At 61.5% G+C, this 20,829-nt stretch carries 22 protein-coding genes and 1 tRNA gene; 11 read left to right on the plus strand and 12 right to left on the minus strand.

Annotation, left to right across the window (positions count from 1 at the left end; translation table 11 throughout):
• The first annotated feature begins 278 nt into the window (after positions 1 to 278).
• The 4 genes from FXB41_RS33790 to FXB41_RS33805 all read left to right on the plus strand — a co-directional run bounded on the left by FXB41_RS33790 (position 279) and on the right by FXB41_RS33805 (position 3,352).
• Positions 279 to 659 carry a hypothetical protein gene (locus tag FXB41_RS33790; protein WP_219684821.1) on the plus strand — a complete coding sequence of 127 codons (381 nt, stop codon included), beginning with the start codon at positions 279 to 281 and terminating at the stop codon, positions 657 to 659.
• Positions 660 to 900: 241 nt separating this feature from the next.
• Positions 901 to 1,533 carry a hypothetical protein gene (locus FXB41_RS33795; RefSeq protein WP_219684822.1) on the plus strand — a complete coding sequence of 211 codons (633 nt, stop codon included), beginning with the start codon at positions 901 to 903 and terminating at the stop codon, positions 1,531 to 1,533.
• A 333-nt stretch (positions 1,534 to 1,866) separates the two neighbouring features.
• Positions 1,867 to 2,556 (plus strand): hypothetical protein, encoded by a 690-nt coding sequence (locus tag FXB41_RS33800; protein ID WP_219684823.1) that lies wholly within the window; start codon positions 1,867 to 1,869, stop codon positions 2,554 to 2,556.
• Positions 2,557 to 2,893: 337 nt separating this feature from the next.
• Positions 2,894 to 3,352 (plus strand): GvpU-like protein, encoded by a 459-nt coding sequence (locus FXB41_RS33805; RefSeq protein ID WP_219684824.1) that lies wholly within the window; start codon positions 2,894 to 2,896, stop codon positions 3,350 to 3,352.
• A 255-nt stretch (positions 3,353 to 3,607) separates the two neighbouring features.
• On the opposite strand, the gene FXB41_RS33810 is transcribed toward FXB41_RS33805, so the two are convergent.
• Entirely contained in the window at positions 3,608 to 4,732 is a 1,125-nt protein-coding gene (locus tag FXB41_RS33810; RefSeq protein WP_376707531.1) for an OpgC domain-containing protein, read from the minus strand.
• Between the two features lie 510 nt (positions 4,733 to 5,242).
• Positions 5,243 to 5,680: a hypothetical protein gene (locus FXB41_RS33815; RefSeq protein WP_219684825.1), complete on the minus strand. Its 438-nt coding sequence runs from the start codon at positions 5,678 to 5,680 to the stop codon at positions 5,243 to 5,245.
• Positions 5,681 to 6,960: 1,280 nt separating this feature from the next.
• Between FXB41_RS33815 and FXB41_RS33820 the strand changes: the two genes are divergently transcribed.
• Positions 6,961 to 7,764: a DUF3102 domain-containing protein gene (locus tag FXB41_RS33820; protein WP_219684826.1), complete on the plus strand. Its 804-nt coding sequence runs from the start codon at positions 6,961 to 6,963 to the stop codon at positions 7,762 to 7,764.
• Between the two features lie 202 nt (positions 7,765 to 7,966).
• Here FXB41_RS33820 and FXB41_RS33825 read toward each other — a convergent pair whose 3' ends face one another.
• The 3 genes from FXB41_RS33825 to FXB41_RS33835 all read right to left on the minus strand — a co-directional run bounded on the left by FXB41_RS33825 (position 7,967) and on the right by FXB41_RS33835 (position 9,844).
• On the minus strand, positions 7,967 to 8,758 hold the full coding sequence (locus FXB41_RS33825; protein ID WP_219684827.1) for a hypothetical protein: 792 nt from the start codon (positions 8,756 to 8,758) through the stop codon (positions 7,967 to 7,969).
• A complete protein-coding gene (locus FXB41_RS33830; protein WP_219684828.1) occupies positions 8,755 to 9,405 on the minus strand; it encodes a hypothetical protein in 651 nt (216 codons plus the stop codon). The genes FXB41_RS33825 and FXB41_RS33830 overlap by 4 nt, the downstream gene beginning before the upstream one ends.
• Positions 9,406 to 9,601: 196 nt before the next feature.
• Positions 9,602 to 9,844 carry a hypothetical protein gene (locus FXB41_RS33835; protein WP_219684829.1) on the minus strand — a complete coding sequence of 81 codons (243 nt, stop codon included), beginning with the start codon at positions 9,842 to 9,844 and terminating at the stop codon, positions 9,602 to 9,604.
• A 158-nt stretch (positions 9,845 to 10,002) separates the two neighbouring features.
• Here FXB41_RS33835 and FXB41_RS33840 point away from each other — a divergent pair, with 158 nt between their 5' ends.
• Positions 10,003 to 10,314 carry a hypothetical protein gene (locus FXB41_RS33840; RefSeq protein ID WP_219684830.1) on the plus strand — a complete coding sequence of 104 codons (312 nt, stop codon included), beginning with the start codon at positions 10,003 to 10,005 and terminating at the stop codon, positions 10,312 to 10,314.
• 6 nt (positions 10,315 to 10,320) lie between these two features.
• On the opposite strand, the gene FXB41_RS33845 is transcribed toward FXB41_RS33840, so the two are convergent.
• The 5 genes from FXB41_RS33845 to FXB41_RS33865 form a co-directional block, all read right to left on the minus strand.
• A tRNA-Arg gene (locus tag FXB41_RS33845) sits at positions 10,321 to 10,397 on the minus strand.
• A gap of 97 nt (positions 10,398 to 10,494) precedes the next feature.
• Positions 10,495 to 11,451, minus strand: coding sequence for a tripartite tricarboxylate transporter substrate-binding protein (locus tag FXB41_RS33850; protein WP_219684831.1), 957 nt, complete (start codon positions 11,449 to 11,451; stop codon positions 10,495 to 10,497).
• A gap of 46 nt (positions 11,452 to 11,497) precedes the next feature.
• On the minus strand, positions 11,498 to 11,869 hold the full coding sequence (locus FXB41_RS33855; RefSeq protein ID WP_007604636.1) for a dimethylsulfonioproprionate lyase family protein: 372 nt from the start codon (positions 11,867 to 11,869) through the stop codon (positions 11,498 to 11,500).
• A 28-nt stretch (positions 11,870 to 11,897) separates the two neighbouring features.
• A complete protein-coding gene (locus tag FXB41_RS33860; protein ID WP_007604635.1) occupies positions 11,898 to 12,536 on the minus strand; it encodes an RraA family protein in 639 nt (212 codons plus the stop codon).
• A 26-nt stretch (positions 12,537 to 12,562) separates the two neighbouring features.
• Positions 12,563 to 14,080 (minus strand): AMP-binding protein, encoded by a 1,518-nt coding sequence (locus FXB41_RS33865; protein WP_219684832.1) that lies wholly within the window; start codon positions 14,078 to 14,080, stop codon positions 12,563 to 12,565.
• A gap of 208 nt (positions 14,081 to 14,288) precedes the next feature.
• Here FXB41_RS33865 and FXB41_RS33870 point away from each other — a divergent pair, with 208 nt between their 5' ends.
• Complete coding sequence (locus FXB41_RS33870; RefSeq protein WP_219684833.1) at positions 14,289 to 14,921, plus strand: hypothetical protein; 633 nt, start codon at positions 14,289 to 14,291, stop codon at positions 14,919 to 14,921.
• 367 nt (positions 14,922 to 15,288) lie between these two features.
• Here the strand turns inward: FXB41_RS33870 and FXB41_RS33875 are convergent, their stop codons facing one another.
• The gene (locus FXB41_RS33875; protein WP_219684834.1) at positions 15,289 to 16,290 is read right to left on the minus strand and encodes a 2-dehydropantoate 2-reductase; all 1,002 of its coding nucleotides are present in this window, start codon (positions 16,288 to 16,290) and stop codon (positions 15,289 to 15,291) included.
• Between the two features lie 158 nt (positions 16,291 to 16,448).
• Here FXB41_RS33875 and FXB41_RS33880 point away from each other — a divergent pair, with 158 nt between their 5' ends.
• Together FXB41_RS33880 and FXB41_RS33885 are read left to right on the plus strand one after the other, a co-directional pair.
• Positions 16,449 to 17,030 (plus strand): YidB family protein, encoded by a 582-nt coding sequence (locus FXB41_RS33880; protein WP_219684835.1) that lies wholly within the window; start codon positions 16,449 to 16,451, stop codon positions 17,028 to 17,030.
• A 31-nt stretch (positions 17,031 to 17,061) separates the two neighbouring features.
• Entirely contained in the window at positions 17,062 to 17,334 is a 273-nt protein-coding gene (locus tag FXB41_RS33885) for a GlsB/YeaQ/YmgE family stress response membrane protein (RefSeq protein ID WP_196236584.1), read from the plus strand.
• Positions 17,335 to 17,547: 213 nt separating this feature from the next.
• Here the strand turns inward: FXB41_RS33885 and FXB41_RS33890 are convergent, their stop codons facing one another.
• Positions 17,548 to 18,333: an SDR family NAD(P)-dependent oxidoreductase gene (locus FXB41_RS33890; RefSeq protein WP_219684836.1), complete on the minus strand. Its 786-nt coding sequence runs from the start codon at positions 18,331 to 18,333 to the stop codon at positions 17,548 to 17,550.
• Positions 18,334 to 18,583: 250 nt separating this feature from the next.
• On the opposite strand from FXB41_RS33890, the gene FXB41_RS33895 reads away from it, so the two are divergent.
• Positions 18,584 to 19,648, plus strand: coding sequence for an acyl-CoA dehydrogenase family protein (locus FXB41_RS33895; protein WP_219684837.1), 1,065 nt, complete (start codon positions 18,584 to 18,586; stop codon positions 19,646 to 19,648).
• 17 nt (positions 19,649 to 19,665) lie between these two features.
• Positions 19,666 to 20,826: an acyl-CoA dehydrogenase family protein gene (locus FXB41_RS33900; protein ID WP_007599295.1), complete on the plus strand. Its 1,161-nt coding sequence runs from the start codon at positions 19,666 to 19,668 to the stop codon at positions 20,824 to 20,826.
• Positions 20,827 to 20,829 lie beyond the last annotated feature (3 nt).

The raw sequence follows: 20,829 nt of genomic DNA on the forward strand, positions 1-20,829 counted from the left end.
CAATCCCCGGAATCCGCAATGAATCAAAGGGCCGCCGCGTCTCACGGTGCTCAGGTCGAATCGGCCCCTGGGAGTTCATGACCATATAAAGCCCGGCTGGGGATCGGGACCCGGCCGGGCCTTGTTGAAGACTGGGCTGGTGGAGAAGACCGGCCCAGCGATCGACACAATGGACAAGGCTCGCCCGCCTTCGTTGATCTACGTCAAGGAACCTGCATCAGAAGGCGCGCCCGATCCCCCCGCTTGAAGAAGATTCAACCAAGCGCAAGGAGCAAGCCATGATAAATCTGAAAGTTCTTGGCGCGGTCGTTATTGCGGCATCCGCCCTGTCCAGCTCTGCTGCACTGGCCCAGGCGGCTCTCTCGAATCCGGACGAATGCCAAGCTGAATTTGCCAACTGCACGGGTCTTGGAACCGGGACTACCCCCGTCTATCGATATCGGCGAACGGCGCATCGCCATCCGGTGGCGGCGGCTGCAACCGTCGGCGGCTGGAGCAATTCCTACGCCATGTCCGGTGGGATGGGGTCCGGCGGCATGGGCTACGGCCCCAACGGCTGGTACGGCAACTGGAGTACGTATGCTACCCGCAACGGCATCACCTGCAGGCCCGGCACCAATTTCAAGGGTGCTGACGGTCTCTCCCATCTCTGCCAATAGGTCATCCGCTCTGAGGCTAAATCAGACGGCCCCAAAGGAGCCGTCTGATTCATGCCGGACTGTGGTTCTCGTCCTGAGTGGGCCAGCGCAGAGGGTGCTAGGCGGCGCTTGTCTGCCACCTGACGGCCGCTTCTGGCCCATAGCCGACCTTCTGGACCGCCGCAATCTGACGTCCGATAACCGCCCTTAACGGACACCAGAATTTCCGCACCGTGCGCTCACCCTGAGGGGGCGTCAGCCGTTGTTGACGATCGCAATCGGTGCTTGCATTGTGGCCGCTTTTTCAGGGGGATCGATCATGCGCCCAACCGTTGCGATCGCGCGCTCAGCAGCTGTCGTCACCTTCTTGTTCGCTGCAGCGCACGTTTGGGCCGATCCTATGGTACCGAGCGGTGGCGCTACCGTGATTGTACCGCCTCCTTCGGTAGACTGGTTCGCTCGGGTCGTCTCGGGCCTTGCCCTTGTGGTGGCATTTATCGCTTTTGTCTGGGGGCGATACGACAAGCACGTAGAACGCCAAGCCACGCAAGCGGCCAAAGATCCCTCCGTCGACCTCGATCTCACCGGCTTTCCAGGAAAGGACTCTGATATCGAGCTCCGGATAACCAACAGAGCCGATGTTTCGATCGCAGTGCTGTCTCTATCCTGTAGTGGAGGCACGTTGATCGCCACCCGTTTTGGACAAATCACCAAGAGCGCCAACGCAATCGATTTTAACGGTTACAGGATCGACCGGGGCGCGGAGGAGCTGCTGATTTGTAAAATAAAACCGCCGCCTGGAGGCGGAAGCGTCGAATTCGTAGTCCGCATCCGGGTCAACGAAGCCCACCAACGCGTATATGAGACTCGCCTGAAGCGTCAGTTGCGCGGCTAGTCCGTACACGCCCCCGAGGTGAGCGGCCGCTGCCTTGAACGGAGCCAGCCGATATCCCTGAGGGAGTGGACCAACCGTGCGGTGCCGGCCTACAATGGCCAGAATGACCTACGATCAGCGCAAAGCGTGGGGTACCAGGAGGTGATCGCCCATCTTCCCCCTCTCGATCTCCGGAATATCAGGCCGATCGGTCACTGCGTCTACTGTGACAGTCGCGAAGGGAGGCTGACTACTGAACATGTCGTGCCAAAAGGCATGTCAGGAGCCGTAACGCTACCGCAAGCTAGCTGCGACGAGTGCGCAAAACTAACAAAGCACATCGAAACCGTCTGCATGCGCTCCACTCTTTTACACGCGCGAGTTCGGCTCGCCTTACACAACACGCCGAAGGAGCGCCCAGATGGCTTTCCTGTTCAGTTCGTTGGTACCGACGGCCGCCTGTGGAAGCAGAAAGTCGCGCCGGCAGAGTTTCCCATCCTATGGATGCTTCCAGTTCTGGAGCGACCCGGCATCCTTCGGGGAGTAGACCCAGGCGCCACCTCCCTTGGGATTCTGAGGCCAAAAGTAGACAACGCCCTGCGCGAAGAACTCAGGACACGCCCTGGAGTGCGATCTGTCACTACAGAAAGCGGCGGGGTGATGATCGATATTTTTTATCGCTGGATTGCAAAAATTGCCTTTTGCTACGGCGTCGCCAAATACGGATACGGGCTCGTAGGCAAGTCAGCTCTTAAATCTCTGGTTAAAAAGTGGGACCCTCACGCAAACCATCTCATCGGCGGCAAAAACGGGCTCATCCTTCCTTCTCAACAACATCATCTCGAACCAGAAGAACCGCTGATCTTTCGAGTACGGGCATTCGAAGATCTGACGGACCCTGGTAAGCGCGTTTTGGCTGTGGAGCTTCGCTTGTTGCCGCTGCTGGAAACGCCAACCTATATCGCTATACTCACAGAGTTGCAGGACGGCAGCCCTACCATACCACCAGATCCCGGTTACGAGCTAACAGCGCCGAAGTCGTAAATACCTGCTCACCGCTCCTCATCGGATCCCGGCTCGGTTGGCGTGCTGCAAAGACCTGGCGCCACACTTTCGAAAAGGCTTCGCGTTGTCTGCGAGCCTTGTAATAACGGATGGATGAGCCGCCTACAAACCAGAGCAAAACCGCTTCTTCTTTCGTTCTTCCAAGGTAACTGGCCGCGTTTGGGACGCAGCCTTGCGGGTGTTGGAAGACTTTTCCGCCTTGAGATAGGCGCGTACCGAGGCCATCGGGTCGACGAGCTCGGTAGACATCCTATCTACCTCAATTCAGAGTTGAGCCCAGTAAGTCCGATTCGCAACCTAGATCCGGAGATAATCGATGCCCGATGAGGAACCGCAGGAAAGCGCGCCAACCATGTTTGACCAGCGGTCGGGTGTCGACTGGCTACTTGCCTACATCGTGAGGATGGCCGAGGGCGGCCTCGAGGTGGGAGTAACGATCCTGGCCGACGGTCAAATGATGAGCGGAGTTGTTATTAGCGGGAAAAAGTTCTTCGTCGAAGTCGGGAAGCAGATCGGCACCGCACCGTCCCGCACCCCAGAGAACAAGGAGATCGTGGAAGGTCTCGGCACGATCGTGGGCAACTTCGCTCAGATTTACACCCGCGCAGAAGGCGACAATATTTTAGCCGATGATACGTTCCAGCCCGCCTACCTCCATCTTCGTGATGCAAAGCCGATCTTGGCACCGACAAGCGTCACGGGACCGGGGGCTCTTTGGCGGGTTCAGCTTGATCGGATCAGCGCGTATACGCTGTCAACAATGTCCTACGGCTGATCAGGCGCTGGAGTCCGTTAAGGGCGCTTATCGGACACCAGCGCCGGACGGCAAGATGTCGGCAAGTGCGGACATGTTGCGATTTTGGGAGGAAGCATCTCAACGTTCGCATCACGCTGCAAATCGTGTGATCGCGTGAAGTTCGCAGCTTGATCGCCTCCCGGAAGAGAAGACGTGGAGGCTGGCCGTTGGCAGCCTCTTCTTGCCGAATTTTGCCTGCTCGCCCCTCTCTGGCCCTCAAGTTTCCTCAAGTCTTCAAATCAATCGTGGCTGCCTGGGTTTGATCCTGATTGAGTTCAGCAGCGTTGCGGCGGCGATCATCAGCAGGATGCCGGCGAGGCTGAGCGCGATCTGCATCGCAAGCCCATTCGAGATGTCGACCAGCGCTATTTGGCTGGCGAGCGCCAGCAGAACACCGAGACAATAGATTGCCAGCGAATTCTCCCCACAGCGGATCGCTGCGCGCATCAGCGGCATCGGCAGTCCTTGCCAATCGCGAGGTACGAGCCATACCGCCAAAATCGCAAGCGCTAAAAAATGCAGCAGCCGCAAGGGAGCGAGATCCGATTTGTCGACTTGGTAAACCACATTGGCGAGCGCTTGTGGGACCAGATCTTCCAGGGTCGTGAGCCACCAACTCAACGCGACGATCAGGCTAAAAGTCAGATAGAGAACTGCAAGTACAAGCGCGATGCGACAGGTCATCCAAGGCCAGACTCCCTTGCCCGCAATGACACACCAGGCGCCGAGCACAACCAGCAACTGCCAAGCCAGGGGGTTGAAGAACCACACGTTGTTGGGCCAGGCCGGGACGGTCCAGCCGAAGACGTGTACCAGCGCATAAAGCAAGAGCGACGCGCCGAGTGTCACGTTCGGCACTCGCAACAGCAACCACAATAGTGGTGCAAACAAAAGATGATAAACCACGAAAATCGGCAAGACGTCGGTATTGACCGGACGGTATTGCAGGATCGCCGCATGCGCGAGCGCCGCACCCGGATGTTCCAGCAAAAGGCGCGTGTTGCTCTCGTCGGCGATCCGGCCACCGCCGGTTAGGTAGACCATGATGGCGCAAGCTACAGTGAGCAATAGAAATGCAGCATAAATGTCCCAGCTTCGCCACAGCGTACGGGTGATGACGCCGGGCCAGCCATCGCGCGAATGTGCGCTGCCGTAAGCCAGTGCGCAGGTCACACCCGAGACGAACATGAATACTTCCGCGCTATCACTGAAGCCGTAGTTCCGCAGCGTTAGCCAGCTTCCGATGTTGTTGGGGAAATGATTCAGAAAGATGCACCAGAGCGCGAGGCCGCGGCAAGCATCGATGCGTAGGTCGCGGCCTAGCCCTTTCGGCTCCGGCAGCGCGCCCGCCAATGGCATCGCAGGCGCCGCGAGCAACTCGGGTTCGGGCTGCGGATGCAGTCCGCGCAACGCATTTCGCTCGATCTCCGCCAGCGTCCGGCGAATGTCAATGTTCAGCGCAGTCCGATGCTTGTCGAGGTCGGCCGGCGCGTCACTAACGGGATACGATCGCATCGGCTCCCGGGCATCGGACAGATCGATCGAACTGATCGCCACCATCTCGACGAAAGAGCTGCGCGGCGGCGGCGCAGGCACCATCATCATGGTGGCGACGGGCCGAAAGGACGGAAATGATAATCTTTCCATCCCTTCCATTAACTCTTCGTCGGTAATCACTTCATACGAGCCAGCCGGTAGTATCCGCTCGAAGCTTGTGATCCGAAATGGGTGCTCGAACTCCACCGTTTCACGTCGTGATCGGGTAATCGTCATGATCATCCTCGCACATTCGCGAGGACGCGCCGGGACAGCGGATAACAGCTGGCATAAAGAGGCGATCTCGCGGGTGCTGAACGCTCAATGACGAGGCTATTCAGCATCTCGGGCGAAAGCGATTCCACTGCAAACTGAAACCGGAAACTCCGCCTCAGAGCCTTGCGCGTCCGGATTAATCGTTATCGAATATTCGTTGCCGTCCCGGCAGCCAATGCGCCAAGCATCGACCCCAGATTCGGTGCCGCCTTGATACATGGTCCGAACAACAGCACCACAGGCCTGCCTTCTATTCTTCAAAACAGACGTCCAGAAAGCGAGATGCTTAGCCTGATCCAGTGCAAGTATCGTCATCGACCTTTTGTTAGCGGCGTGGGCCGTTCTGAAGGGCTCGGGAGCTACGACCTCGGGTGGCATGGCTGTTGTTGTATTGGCAGCCGCGTTTCTAAAATGCAGATCGGCATCCAGAACAAACCATAGGACGGTGAAGCTCGCGACGGCCACCAAAGAGAGAATAGGCGATCGCTTCATCATGTCTCTCCCTCCCAGAGATCGAGACATTGCGGCCATCGCGGCGTCGCGAGGCCCGAGAAACCTAACGAAATATGGTACGTCGTGAACGGCGCTGATCGCTGCAACTGCCCAGGAACTGAGCCCTACCTTTCGATGAGCAGTGGCACAGCGGGGAGTGCAGCAGCGGCAGCGGGTTCAAGCAGCGGCACTAACGTGTCGCGAAAAGATGTCAAGGTGGGGCTGACTGATACCGTTTAGAGCCGCGTCAGCTCGGCTCGAACTTTGCGTGTCACTGCGTGCCGAGCGGCGAGCCTAGCAGCGCACTAGATGTCGGATTCGGCCACACGCTTACCTAGTCGACCGGACGAGCATGATCTGATCAACGGCAAACACAACTCACGATTTATGAACGCGCGGAGGTTTCACACAACCGCTGGGGCATAGAAGGGCAACAGCGCGCGAGACGGGCTCAGATCGCATGACGCGCAGCGCGAGATAAATGTCTCTTCCTGGCCCTTTTCGGCCCTGACAGGCCCGGCTGGCGACGTCTGTTCTTGAGGGTGAAACGGAACGCCCGATCGTGCGTCCGGACCTCCGATGACCGGACTTCCAGACCACGAAGAAGACAGCCGCGAAGAAGGTCGCCGCGAAGATCGCCACTAGGGCGCGACGCGGCTCGAAGACTGCCGCCGAGTAACATCCGTCAGCAGCGCTGCTACTGCGCGTCGTAGGTGCGGACAGTTTGATTGCGGCAGGGTAGCTGGCTTGAACCTGGGCACCATAGGCGCATATTCGGCGGATGCTCGAGCAGCGGCCAACTTTCATCGCTCGGAAAAATCCCGGACCTGGCTGGGGGGTCGATATTCTGTGGCCCGATGGCGAAACGGAAGCAATCAAGGGCTTTATTACGGAAGGCGACGCGGTCAAGTGGATTGCTGAGCACGGGCACTCTAAGCCATGGCAGGGAAATACAACCCAAAGACCGTCCCTAGAGCATTAGAAACCCCGCCCACCCTCCGCCCTATCTTGCGAAAGCGCCAGCGAAGACCGCTGCCGACTAACATCCGTCAGCAGCGCTGCCAATTTCAATCCCTCGCGGTGCGGGGGATTTTTTGAACTTGAGGCATGCGCGAGCCGAGTGCTAAATTGGTCGCGGTCACAGGCCAGTCCTGTTGACCATTAGGTATGGCAAAAGTCCACGGCGACCCTTTTTAGGCAGCAAAGCCTGCCGGGACCGCGCGTGGCACCTCTCCCCAAATCGCGACCGCGATTCCTTCGCGTGTCTGCAAGGAAGGCTTGCCATGATTGCTCGCAAAACCGCGACCCGTGCCCGCAAACCAAAGGAGCCTGCCAAACGCACTTACCAACTGCGGATCAAGGTGGCGTGGCGACGGCAGGTCAGCGCGATTGTCGAAACGGGTCGATTGCTAATCGAGGCCAAAGCCAAGTTGGGGCACGGCGCATGGGGCGCAATGTTTAAAGGGCCAGATCAATTGCCGTTCGGGCAAGAGACAGCAAGATGCCTGATGGCGATTGCGCGCCACCCCCTCCTAAAATCCAAGGAAACTTGGGATTTGCTACCGCCATCGTGGTGGACACTTTACATCCTCAGCCGCGCCCCTGTTGCAAGGCTTAAAGATTGGCTGGCGAACGGGTCTGTGAGTTGTGAAACGACAGCCAACGAAGCCAAGGCATTGTACCCGGCTTGGAGTTTACCGCGCACGAAACCCTCGCCGGCAAAACACGGCGGCCCCGAAGACGACGCTCAATCCATGGACGTTGACGATGATGACTTCCCGCAGGAAACATTCGATACGTTCGGCTCAAATCGTTCTGAGCCTCTTAACGACAGACTTCGGCTGACGTTAGGGAGGATGGCGCGAACGGTAGAGGATTGGGCGCGCGACCTACCAGAAATGACGCTAACGCTGGCGGATATGTTGGCGGCAGCAGAAGCCGATCCCGAAGCGGACCCAAACATCATCACCGACCTTCGCACAGCGACGCAGATCGATATTGGCCCAGCGACGCAGATTATCGCGACACTAGAGGCGGTTTTTCAGCGCTATCCTGCCAGCGCGGGACGCTGGCGGCACGTCTTGTGACCTTAGGTGGTCAAAGCTAAGGTGGGCTCTTGGGAGTTCGAGCATGCATTGGGTGCTGATCGTAATTGCTGTTGTTTTTTTATTGGCGCTAAGCGCCGGATTTAAGAAGCAAACCGGAGTTGCGCTGCCTTGCTAAGGCAGTGAACGCTACAACACCGGATATCGTTCTCCCCGGACGATTTGTCGGGGTTGCACGGACTGACTACTTCTTCTTCAATGCCACGTGCGGAGCGACGATTTTTTCTTCCACATGCGCGCTACCTTTGGGCGAGATGTGAACCCGTTGCGCCGCCTCGTCGTATTCAATTTTCCGCGCCTTATGGAGCACCTTTAAGATCTTACGGCGGTATACGCTCGGATTGCTATATTCGATCGAGGCAAGGAGATCGGCTTCCGACATCCACCCGAGCGCTTGGTGCAGCAGAAGCATGGTTTGGTCGGCTGCGCCCAGCTTCGTATCCAGCACGCGCTTTGCGGTCCCGGCCGACCAGATCAGCGGCGTTTTGCGCTCAACCAACCCATCAACGGCTTCCTGTGCTTCCGGTGTCTTTACGTTATGGAAGACGCGCACGAGCTCGGCGAGAATCCAGCTCGCGTTTGAATATACCGCTGTGGCATCCATGAGGTTCGGGTCAACGTCGCCGCCGACGTGACCCACACCCCTGTTGTTCCGAATGTCGTACAGCGCCGGCAACATGCGCGGGATCAGGATGCGCAGGCTGTGGTCGCCGGGCTTTCCTGTGTTCGTATTGCGCTCCAGATCGCGACAGTTATCCCGCATATTGGGCGGCTTTGTCGGCGCGGGGACATAGGTGCCGCTGATGAAACCGTGACAGATCCAGTACACGACCTCGCAGAACTTGCCGCCCTCGAGTTCTGATGGCGACCAGCGGTGTTCGGCAAAATTCGATGCGATTTCCCGGTAGGTTTCGAGCAACGGGTGGCGCAAGCTTGCTGGAATGGCGGCAAGCATCGTGGCTGCATCGATGCTCACTCAGGATTGAGCTGTTTGACTAGCTCCGCTCCTGCTTTTAGGCCCGGACCCGTAACCGTCCACCCTCTCTCCTTTGATCCGCTCAAGATGTTGCCGGGCTTCTTCAAATAAGTGGCGTGATTAGTGTCGCCGTAGCAGCCCATCTTCTTGCAGGCTTCACGACCGGCTTTGTCTGTGAACGTCGTCTGACCTGTCTTCAAGAATTCTGCGACACCGGCGAGCAGGTAGGCATTGATGCTCTGCTCTTTCTGATTCTTGCCGTGCGGCGTGTCGGCGATCAGATCCACCGTTTCATCTTCGATATGGAAAATGTGGTTGATCTGCTCGACCGTGACGCTATTCCGCGACATCCACGTCTTGACCTTTTGGTTCAAGCCAAGTTCGCCGTCATCGACCTCGTTGTCGGCTGCGCCGCCTTTCGCTTCTTTCTGTTCGGTCACGCTCGCGTCATCGCCGAGCATTGCCATTGCGGCCTTGAGTGCCTTCTTGCGTTCGGACGGATCAGCAGGTTCGAGAAGGTCGTATAGGCCAGTAACAAGAGTTTTCATGTCGGTCGGCATGCAATCACCTAAATAAGAATCGGCGCGATGCACGCAAATGTAGAATTCCATCGCGAGGAAGCCAAGGATTGACTCCTCAAGGCTCATTGTTCGCTCTTATGGCCGTCGAGACGATCGGGTGAAGCGTGTCAGCTCGGCTGGCGCATCACCGCGCGGTGTTTGAGGTTAGTTCGGCGATTGCGTTGGGGGTTGTCCCCGAAGAGCTGCCCGTGGTTGGCGGAGCCAGCAACACCCATCACGGTCCGCCCGGATAGTGATGGGAAATCGCCGGACTTGACGCCTGCTATGCCTTCGACTTTTTCCGAGCAACGAACTGCCGGTAGAATTCGGTCATCGCCATCCCGACGACTTCGTTAGCACCAATCCAGCCAAGGGTTGGGTCTGACGGTTCGTTGATCGGACGACCATCGACCATGATCATACCGTTGTCATAGGCCGTCACTGTGAGCGTGAGGATGAGACCTTTATCGTTTGGGGTGGGATCGACCTTCATCTTGTCGCGAACCGTTTCTAAAGATGCTGGCATTGGGTCACTCCTATTGGGTTTCTACTCCGCATCGCCCGTGAAGCGGTCGTCGGAAAACATTGCACTTAAGTCGCGATTGTTATCGCGTTGAAGATGTACAGCCTGGGTCGTCATGCTGATCCATCCTTCTCTAAATTCCCCGCTGCGAGGAATTCGTCGTGGAATTTTTTGATAAGAGCGACCCTAGCGCGATCGACGTCGCTGATTTCGTCTGGGTGTCTATTGTCGATGAAACAGATCTGGTCGATGCAGGTGTTGACGAATTCGGCGACGAGTCTTTCTACAGTCATCTGAATCTCCCTCCATCAAAGCCCCGGCCCGACGGTGATGACACAAGCCGCGCGAAAATGACGGGACTATTTTCGACCCCGACTTTTGAAAAAAGGGGTGGCGGTTGCCACTACCCCGGCCATTACCCCGAAGAGTTTCGGGGCTTCACCGGCAGTCTGGGTCGGCTGATAAGACCTTGATTTCGCTGGCGATCCCGGGAAGACTCGAACTTCCGACCTACGGTTTAGGAAACCGTCGCTCTATCCGGCTGAGCTACGGGACCGCGGAACCCGCAGAGCGGGCTACCGGGGCTTCATATCAAAGCGGAGGGGAGATCGGAAGCCCTACGCGTTGCTCAATGCGGAGGGCTGCCGGTCATCTTACGCCCGGATATTGTTGTCCCGGACCACCTTGCCCCAAGTGGCAACCTGCTTGTCGAAGAAGGTCTTGAAGGCGGGACCGTCCTCGAGCAGCAGCGTCATCTGCTGCGTCTCCTTGAGCTGGGCGGCGGTCGCGGGCTCGCTCAGGATCTCCTTGGACGCCGTCGCGAGGGCTGCGACGATGTCCGGCGGCGTGCCGGTGGGCGCGAAGATGCCCCACCAGGCCAGCGTCTCGAAATCCGGGAAGCCTGCCTCGATCGCGGTCGGCGTATCCGGCAGGCCGGGCAGCCGCTCGCGGCCGAGCTGCAGGATCGGACGCAGCATGTTGGTGCCGAGCTGGGCTGCGACCAGCGCCGCCGATCCCGCGATCAGATCGACATGGCCGCCGAGCACGTCGTTCATCGCGGGGCCGCCGCCGCGATAGGGCACGTGCGTGATCTCGACGCCCGCCTTGTTGCCGAGCACGGTCATGGCGAGATGGCCGAGCGTCCCGATGCCGACGGAGGCATATTTCACAGCGCCGGGCGTCGCCTTGCAGGCCGCCACCACGTCGGCGAAGGTCTTGTAGGGACGGCCCGCACCGGCGGCGATCACGTAAGGCGCAGTGCCGACCAGCAACACCGGCATCAGCTCGCGCTCGACATCGACGGGCGGCTTGTCGAGGATGGAGGGGATCACCGCGTGGGAATCGAAGGTGACCAGGAACGTCGAGCCATCAGGCGGGCTCTTGGCGACCTGCGCCGCGCCGAGCGCACCGGCGGCGCCCGACTTGTTCTCGACAATGACGATGCGGTTGAGCTTGGTCTGCAGATGGCTCTGGAGCAGCCGCGCCATCGCATCGGTCGATCCGCCCGGCGGAAACGGCACCACCAGCGTGATTTTTGAAGCCTGCGCCAATGCCGGCGTCATCGCGAGAATAGCCGGCGCTGCGAGCAGCGCGCGTCGTGTGATCGTCATGGTCCCCTCCCCTGTTTTCTCGCGCCCGGCTTTTGCTCTTGGCGCTTTAAGTCGTTCCGAAACCGGATCCCGCTTTTCTGTATTCTGGCCGCGGCGGGCTGAAAATGTCCAGCACGCGGGCGCCGTCGGGGCCGGCGCGCATGGTGTGCGGCACGTTGCCGGGCGTGCGCCAGAAATCGCCCTTCTTCACGGCAATCTCCTCGCTGCCCTGGACGCGGATGGCGGAGCCGTCGAGCAGCACGCCCCATTGCTCCTCTGGATGATGATGCAGCGTGCCTTGCGCATGCGGCGCCAGCGTCACCACCGACAGCATCGCCTGTTCGCCGGAGAAGATGCGCGTGGTCACCCCTGCCGCAAGTTCGCGAAACAGCCCGTCGGCGGTATCGTCGAGATTGTGGAATTCGTCCTTCTGGCTCACGCTATTCTCTCCTCGTTTTTTTTGCTGATCAGGATTTGCCATACGAGCCCTGATAACGGCCCTCGCGGATCGCCTTCAGCGTCTCCTCCTCGCGCGCGACCTGGGCGCGCACGGCGTCGAGCAGCGCCGCGGCACCTGCTGCGGCAAACGACACCACGCCGTCCTCGTCGCCGACGACGATGTCGCCGGGGGAGATCACGCTGCCGCCGATCGAAACAGGCACGTTGATCTCGCCGGGGCCGTTCTTGTAGGGGCCGCGGTGGATCACCGCGCGAGCGTAGCAGGGAAAGTCATCGGCCGCGAACGCCGCGACATCGCGGATCGCGCCGTCGATGACATAGCCTTCGGCTTTGCGCCATTGCGCGATATTCTTCATGATCTCGCCGACCAGCGCGCGGGTCTCATCGCCGCCGCCATCGACCACGATGACGTCGCCGGGGCCCACCAGCTCGAGCGCGCGGTGGATGGCCAGATTGTCGCCGGGACGGGTGCGAACCGTGAAGGCCGTGCCCACCAGCTTGGCGCCGCGATGATAGGGCTTGAGGCCCACTGCGCCCGGCAGCCGGCCGAGATTGTCCGAAATGACCGAGGTCGGCGCACCGCGAAAACCCTCGATGATCTCGGCCGGCGGCTTCGGCACGGCGTTCGCGGCGATGGTGATGGTCATAATCTCGGTCCTTCCCGTGAATTCTCTTAATCTGCGTCCGCCCGCGCCTTCGCCGGCCAGATCCGGAAGGCGCGCCCCTCCTTCATCCACGCCGCGCGCTCGTCGCGCAACAACGTGCGACGAACTTTTCCGGAATCATCGCGCGGCGGGGCGCTGACGATCTCAAAAGTTTCCGGATGCTTGTAGCGGCTGAGCCGGTCCTTCAAAAAATCCGCCATGCCGTCGGCGATGGCCTGACCGTCCGCACCGCCCTCCGGCTCGATGATGCCGTGCACGCGCTGGCCCAATTCCGGATCGGGCAATCCCACCACCACGCAGGAGCGCACGCCCGGACAGGCGGAGACGGCAGCTTCGACCTCGGCGGGATAGATGTTGGCGCCGCCGCGCAGCACCATGTCGGCGAGGCGGTCGCCAAGATAAAGGTAGCCTTCCGCGTCCAGCCTGCCGATGTCGCCGAGCGATTCCCAGCCGTCCGCGCGGCGCTTCGGCTCGGCGCCGAGATAGTGATAGGTGGCATCCTTGCCGTCATTGTTAAGGAAATAGATTTCGCCGCTCTCGCCCGGCGCGACGTCGTTGCCGTCCTCGCCGATGATGCGCAAGCGCGCCATCTCGCCGATCTTGCCGACCGAGCCCTTGTGCGTCAGCCATTCCGTGCCGGAGATGATGCAGGAGCCTTGTCGCTCGGTACCGCCATAGAGCTCCCAGATCCGCTCAGGCCCGAGCCAGGCGATCCAGTTCTCCTTCAGCCAGGGCGGCATCGGAGCGGCCATGTGGAAGACGGTCTGCAGGCTCGACACGTCATAGGCGTTGCGCACGTGCTCCGGCAGCGCCCAGATCCGGTGCATCATGGTCGGCACGAAATTGACCCATTGCACGCGCTCGCGCGCAATTTGTCGCAGCGCCTCCTCGGCGTCGAACTTGACGAGACCGGTGAGCTGGCCGCCGGTGAACAGCGCGTAGTGCGACACGATGAACGGCGCGTTGTGATAGAGCGGACCGGGATTGAGCAGCGAGACCCCGAAGGGGATGTTGAGCGGCGGCGCGGCGACGGTGTCGGTCACCGCCGGCTGGTGATCGAGGATCACCTTCGGCCGCCCGGTCGATCCGCCGCTGGTCATCGCTTTCCAATAGCGCGCCACCGGTGCGGCGAGCGGCTCGTCCGAAAATCCTTCCGGCACGAAATCCGCGGGCAGACGGTTCGGTGCGTTCCAGTCGGCTTCGCCGCCGACCACCAGCGCCGGCTTCAGGATATCGAGCACCGCGGCGGCTTCGCCGCGCGGCAGCCGCCATGACAGCGAGGTCGGCGTCGCTCCGCATTTCCACACCGCAAACGAGGTCTCGAAGAACGCATTGCCGTTGGGCAAACCGATTGCGATAAAATCGCCGGGCCTGACGCCCTTGGCCATGAACGCCCGTGCGCGCCGGTTGGCGCCGCGTTCGAGCGCGTCCCATGTCAGCGTATCCTGCCCGTGACGGACGGCGATCGTGCCTTGCGGTTTGCGCTCGGCGTACCAGCGCGGCACATCGGACAGGGGCAGCAGCATCAGGCGTTTCCACTTCGTTTTCTTGGCGTCGCCAATGAGGCGAGCGCAGGATGAAGTGACGCTGTGACTCCTGCGCCACGTCAAGCAAAAAATGTCAGCATCGCAGCCATGAAATTCCCGGGTTCCATGGGTGACAAGCCGGCCATAAAGGGGCAAAAATCAGTCCGACTCAGTTCGGGTTGAGTTTTGCAAGGAATGCTCTCGTAGAATGTCGGACGTAGTTGCATCGCGTCGTGCGGCGCTTGTCGCTGCCGCAGCAGGATTTTTCCTGCTGGCGCCGTCGCATGCCCAGGCACAATGGTGGAAGCGCGCGCCTGTCGACTTCGAGGCCTGCGCCGACGCCGCCGAGAAAGCGACGACCAAATCCGAGAAGACGGCTGCGCTTGCAGACTGCAACGCCAAATTCGCCGGCCGGCGCAAGGCAGGCGGCGGCTATTCCTATTACGACTTCCTCCAGGACCGCACCTTCGACATCGCCGGCCCCAATCCGACACCGGAGGAGCAGAAGAAGATCGACGAAGCCTACACCGCCTATCTCGCAAATCAGCGCCGCAGCAATGAAGCCGCGCAGGCCACCGCGCGCCAGCAGCGCGAGCAGCAGGAACAACAGGTGCAGCAGCTCCAGCGGGTCGCGTTGCGAACCGAGGTCGAGCGCGTGCCGGTGCCGGTCGAGCGGCCCAAGGTCCAGCAGGCCGCCATCGGCGACGCGCGACCGCGGCCGAAAGGCGCCCCGTGCACCAAGGGCTCGTTCTCCTGCGAATGGCCGCGGCTGTCGGATGGATTGAACGACATCAAAAAGCTGTTCAGCCCGACGCCGAGCAAGCCCGCGAAGAAGGGCTGAGTCACCGCCGTCATTGCGAGCGCAGCGAAGCAATCCAGAGTCTTTCCGCGTGGGGATTCTGGATTGCTTCGCTGCGCTCGCAATGACGGGTGTGATGGAGACCGCGCTTACATCCTCAGTTCAGAGGCTTCTTCTTGCTGCGCTTCGGTTGAGCTACCGGGGAATTCGCAGGCGCCGTTGTCGTCGGAGAACTGCTCAACTGCGACCTGCTCTCCTGCAATCGCCTGTCATAGCCGGGAGAGTTCATGACCGTCGGCGGCCGGGCCTCCGCGACCAAGGACGCGGCGCAGAGCACGGCCAGCGCGAATCCGATCATCAGATGACGCTTCATCGTTGCTCCTCCGGTCGCGCAGCCTGCACTCATGCGTTACCCGCGAATCTGCTGCGGCGTCAGGCGTGGCGGGCCCTTGCCCGCGGCCTCAGCCTGTTTGATCAGCGCAATAATGCGGCGCGACAGCGGCACGTCGATGTTGTTTTGTTCGGCGAGCGCGATGATCGCACCCTGGAGATAGTCGATCTCGGTCTTACGGCCCTGCTTCAAATCCTGCCACATCGAGGAACGCGCCTCGGGATCGATCTTCATGGTCCGTCCCAGGATGAGGTTGAAAATCGGATCGGGCAGTCTCAGCAAGGTGGGCGTCCAGGACGACGGGATTGGCGTCGCCGAGACCGGCGTGATGCCGGCGGCCCTCATCGCAGCCAGCCCCTCCGCCATCTGATCGGCGAACAGCCGTCGCCAGTCGCGGTTCGCCAATTGCGCGGCGAGCGGCATGTCGGACAAGGCGCTGAGCGCGTTGTTCAAATTGATGATCAGCTTGCCCCATTGCACGCCGATGATGTCACGGCTCGCGCGCATGGTGAGCCCCGGCACCGACAGCGCTGCGGCCGTGTTCGTATCATCTTGACCAACATGAATGTCGCCGGAGGTCGAGCGGTGGAAGCGGCCCTCGCCCATCGCGACCACGTTGAAAGGCACCATGCCGGCGAGCACGCGGCGGTCGCCGAGGCGCTCGCGCAGCACCGCGACATTGCCGACGCCGTTTTGCAGCGAGACGATGACGGCCTCCTGCGGCGCATGCTGCGCGATCTGGTCCGCGATACCGGCTGTGTCGGCGCTCTTCACCGTGACCAGCACGATGCCGGCGCTGTGGAAGATCGCGGGATCTTCCGACAGCGCGAGTTGGCCCGCGCCGATCTTCTTCTCGGAGCCGTCGAAATCGGTCAGAAGCAGGCCGAACCGCTCGATCTCGGCCTTCACCCGCGGCCGCACCAGGAACGCGACGCGGCGGCCGGCAGCCGCCAGGGTGCCGCCGACGAAACATCCGATGGCGCCTGCGCCGGCCACCACGATCGGTCGATCCGTAACCACCTTGGCTTGTCTCCTTAACGGTCTGCCCTCGATAGCAGAGGCGCTGCCTGCTGCCCATTCCCGCAGTTGCGGCGCAATCGCCTTGTAACCGTCATGACGGCCTCATATGTTTTCGATCGGGGCTTGTTACCAGCAAGAAAGCGCCAAGGGAGAACGCCATGGGTTTGCTCGACGTCCTCAACGGCATGCAGAACGGCCCGCGCGGCCCAAGCACGCCGAGTTCACAATCCTCATCCAGCGGCGGCATGTCGCCCATGACCATGGCGCTCCTTGGCCTGCTCGCCTGGAAGGCATTCAAGCATTTGAGCGGCAACCAAACCGGCAGCGCGCCGCAGCCGTCCCCGGCACCGACGCCGACGCATCTCCCCCCGTCGGTGAATGCAGGCGCTGGCGGCGGCCTCGGTGATCTGTTGAAGGGTGGCCTTGGCGGCCTGCTCGCGGGCGGCGCGGCCGGAAGCGTGCTCAGCGGCGGTCTCGGCGATCTCCTCAACCAGCTCCAGCAGAGCGGTCATGGCGACGCCGCCAATACCTGGGTCGGCAAGGGCGAGAACAAGGCGATCGCACCAGGCGATCTCGCCACTGCGCTCGGCGCCGACCAGATCGAGAGCCTGTCGGCCCAGAGCGGCTTGTCGCGTGACGAGCTGCTCTCCGGCCTCAGCCAATATCTGCCGCAGGTGGTCGATCATCTGACGCCGGACGGACGGCTGCCGACCGAGCAAGAGATCGCGGGCAGAGTCTGATTTAGTTTAGTCAAACGAGGGGAGCACGGACATGAGCATGGGTGGCTTGTTGTGGATCATCGTCGTCGGCTTCGTCGCCGGCCTCATCGCGCGTTGGCTGGCGCCGGGACCGAACAATCCGAGCGGCTTCATCCTCACCACCATCCTCGGCATCGCCGGCGCATTTCTCGCGACGTTCATCGGCCAAGCCATCGGGCACTACAGTCCCGACCAGGGCGCGGGATTCATCATGGCCACCATCGGCGCCGTGGTGGTGCTGTTCATCTGGCACCGGCTGGTGGCGAGCGGCGTGATCAAGGGGTAGACCACAGTCGCTTTGCGGTGTGGTCGATCAACAAGTTCGGTGTCGTCCCGGCGAAGGCCGGGACCCATAGCCACCGAATTTGGTTTGGCGAAGATTGGGAATTGCCGACTTCGCGCAACAACCACGGCCTGTGGTTATGGGTCCCGGCCCCCCGTGCGCAATTGCGCACTAGGCCGGGACGACGCCCGTATTTGCCGCGCTAGCCGCGCGCCCTCACGTCACCAAATGCATCCCCGCATCCATGCGCACGACCTCGCCGGTCATGTTGCTGGAGGCCGGCATCGCCAGGAAGCAGACGAGCTGGGCGATGTCTTCCGCCGATGATGCGACCTTCAGCGGCACCTTGGCCACGACGCTGTCGCGCACCTGCTTGGCGCCCGCCTCGCCACGGCCCTTGGTGAACCAGGGCGTATCGATATAGCCGGGACATACCGTGTTGACGCGGATCAGCGGCGCCAGCGCGCGCGACAGCGACAGCGTCATGGTGTTGAGCGCGCCTTTGCTCGCGGCATAGGCGATCGACGATCCGACGCCGCTGATGCCGGCGACCGAGGAGATGTTGACCACGGCGGACGGCCGCCCAGAGGCCTTGGCGCCGGCCTCGAGCAGGCTGCGCGCCGCGCGCACCATCTGGAACGGGCCGATGGTGTTGACGCCGTACAGGCGCTGGAAATCCTCCGCAGACAATCCGTCGAGATCGGCATGGGCGACATGCTTGGTGGTGCCGGCATTGTTGACGAGCACGTCGAGCCGGCCCCAGCCGCCAGCTGCCGCAACGATCTTGCGGCAATCGTCGTCCTTTGAGACGTCGCCCTGCGCGACCAGAACTTCCGGTGAGCCCGCCTTGCGGCAAAGCTCCGCGGTCGCCTCGGCTTCCCTCTCGCTCGAGGAATAGTTGATGACGAGCCGCGCCCCGCTCCGTGCGAGAATTTCCGCGGTCGCAGCACCCAGGCCGGAGGCGGACCCCGTCACGATTGCGCACAAACTGTCCTTTGCCATCCGGATTTCCTTCCCCTTGATTGAATATCGACGTTCTGTTTAGCGAGTTTGCCGCGCCCTGCAAATCGAGCAAACTCCGCTAAGCGGAATTAGCCTTCTATAGTCCCTTGCGCCCATGCCCGCGCCGCAGGTTGATCTGCGATCAACGCTTGTCAGGGCCATGGCTTTTTCGGATCATCGGGCGCAAGAAGAACCTGCGCGTCCGCCCCTACTGGGCCGGATGCGCCAATGGCAAGACACGGGGAACGCTGTGGCGGAGAGTGACAATATCGTCGTCGAGACCGCGGAGAAAATCTTCGCCGATCTCGCCGATCCGCAGACCGTCAACAACGACAAGAAGGATTCGTGGCAGGCGCCGCTGTGGCAGGCGCTGAGCGAAGCCGGCCTGCCGTTGGCCTGGGTGCCGGACGATCTCGGCGGCTCCGGCACGAGTCTTGCCGACGGTTTTGCGCTGCTGAACGCCGCCGGCCGTTTCGCAGTCGCGGTTCCCCTGGCCGAAACCATGCTGGCCGGCTGGCTGCTGGCGCAGGCGAAGATCGCATCCCCCGAGGGGGAGATGACGGTGCTGCCGGCGTCGCCGAAGGATCGCATCACCCGCGATGCCGACGGCGCGCTCTCCGGCCGTGCCCGCGGCGTGCCGTTCGCAAAGGCGGCAAAGCACTTCGCAGTGCTGGCCCACGGCAAGGACGGCGCCTCGATCGCGCTGGTCGACGCGAGCAAGGGTCGGATCGAGACCGGACTCAATGTCGGCTACGACCACAGCGACACCGTCACACTCGACAAGGTGCAGCCCGTCGCCATCAAGCCCGCACCGAAGGGCTTTGACCAGACCACAATGATGCTGATGGGCGGCGTCGCTCGCAGCCTTCAGATCGCGGGCGCGCTAGAATCGATGCTCGACATCTCCGTGCGCTATTCCAATGAGCGCGTCGCCTTCGAGAAGAAGATCTCCAAATTCCAGGCGGTGCAGCACAATCTCGCCCGCCTCGCCGGCGAGTCGGCTGCCGCTCTTGCCGCGGCGACCTCGGCCGCCGATGCCATCGCGAACGCAAGATCGTTCGACGACGCGGTCTACCTCGAAGCCGCCTCGGCAAAGATCCGCTGCGCGGAAGCCGCGGAAAAGGGCGGCGCCATTGCGCATCAGGTCCATGGCGCGATCGGCTTCACCCTGGAGCACATCCTGCACCGCTATTCGCTGCGGGCATTGGCCTGGCGCGACGATTTCGGTTCGGAAAGCCACTGGGCCGTCGAGCTCGGCAAGCTCATTGCCAACCGCGGCGCCGACGAATTATGGCCGCTCGTGGCTTCGCGCTGATCAGGGACGAGACAACAATGACCGCTGCCCTCCGTTTCGATCCGATCCGCCTGCCCGAGAAATGCGAGCAATTGCGCAAGGAAGTGCGCGCCTTCCTCGCCGAGGAAATCGCGGCCGGCACCTTCGATCCGCACAAGCCCAACCGCGAAGACACCGACGCGCCGGAATTCTCCCGGCGGGTTGGTGCCAAGGGCTGGCTCGGCATGACCTGGCCGAAGAAATATGGCGGCCAGGAGCGCTCGTTCCTCGAACGTTACGTGGTGACCGAGGAGATGCGCGTCGCCAACGCGCCGACGCGGCGCTTCTTCGTCGCCGATCGCCAGAGCGGGCCGGTGCTGATCAAATACGCGCCTGAGCACATCAAGATGGACATCCTGCCGCGCATTTGCCGCGGCGAGATCTGCTTCGCGATCGGCATGAGCGAACCGAACTCCGGCTCGGACCTGTTCGCCGCGAAGACCCGCGCGACCAAGACTGACGGCGGCTATCTCATCAACGGGACCAAGATCTGGACTTCGTCGGCGCACATCGCCGACTACATGATCGCGATCTTCCGGACGTCGCAGCCGACCAAGGAGAACCGCCGTCACGGCCTGACCCAGTTCCTGGTCAAGATGAAGCAGCCGGGCATCCGGGTGAACCCGATCGGCCAGATCACCGGCCAGTACGAGTTCAACGAGGTCGTGTTCACCGATTTCTTCGTACCCGACGATCACGTGCTCGGCGAAGTCGACGGCGCCTGGAAGCAGGCGACGAGCGAGCTCGCTTATGAGCGTTCGGGCCCCGAGCGTTTCCTGGAGACCTATTACGTGCTGACCGAGCTGGTTCGCGCGGTCGGCCCCAATCCTGATACCCGCAGTGCCGAAGGCATCGGCCGGCTGGTGGCGCAGCTCCACACCATGCGGCGCATGTCGGTCTCGGTCGCGGGCATGCTGCAGGCCGGCAAGGAGCCGGTCGTCGAAGCCTCCATCGTCAAGGACATCGGCACGGTGTGGGAGCAGCAGCTGCCGCACCGCGTGCGCGATCTCGCCGCCTTCGTCGAGGAGACCGCGACCAACCGCGAGACGCTGGAGCGGCAGCTCGACTTCGCCATCAAGACCGCGCCGAAACTCACCATCCAGGGCGGCACTACCGAGGTGCTGCGCGGCATCATCGCCCGCGGGCTTGGTTTGCGCTAACTC

This window comes from Bradyrhizobium canariense (assembly GCF_019402665.1).
In the GTDB taxonomy this organism is placed as follows: Bacteria; Pseudomonadota; Alphaproteobacteria; order Rhizobiales; family Xanthobacteraceae; genus Bradyrhizobium; species Bradyrhizobium canariense.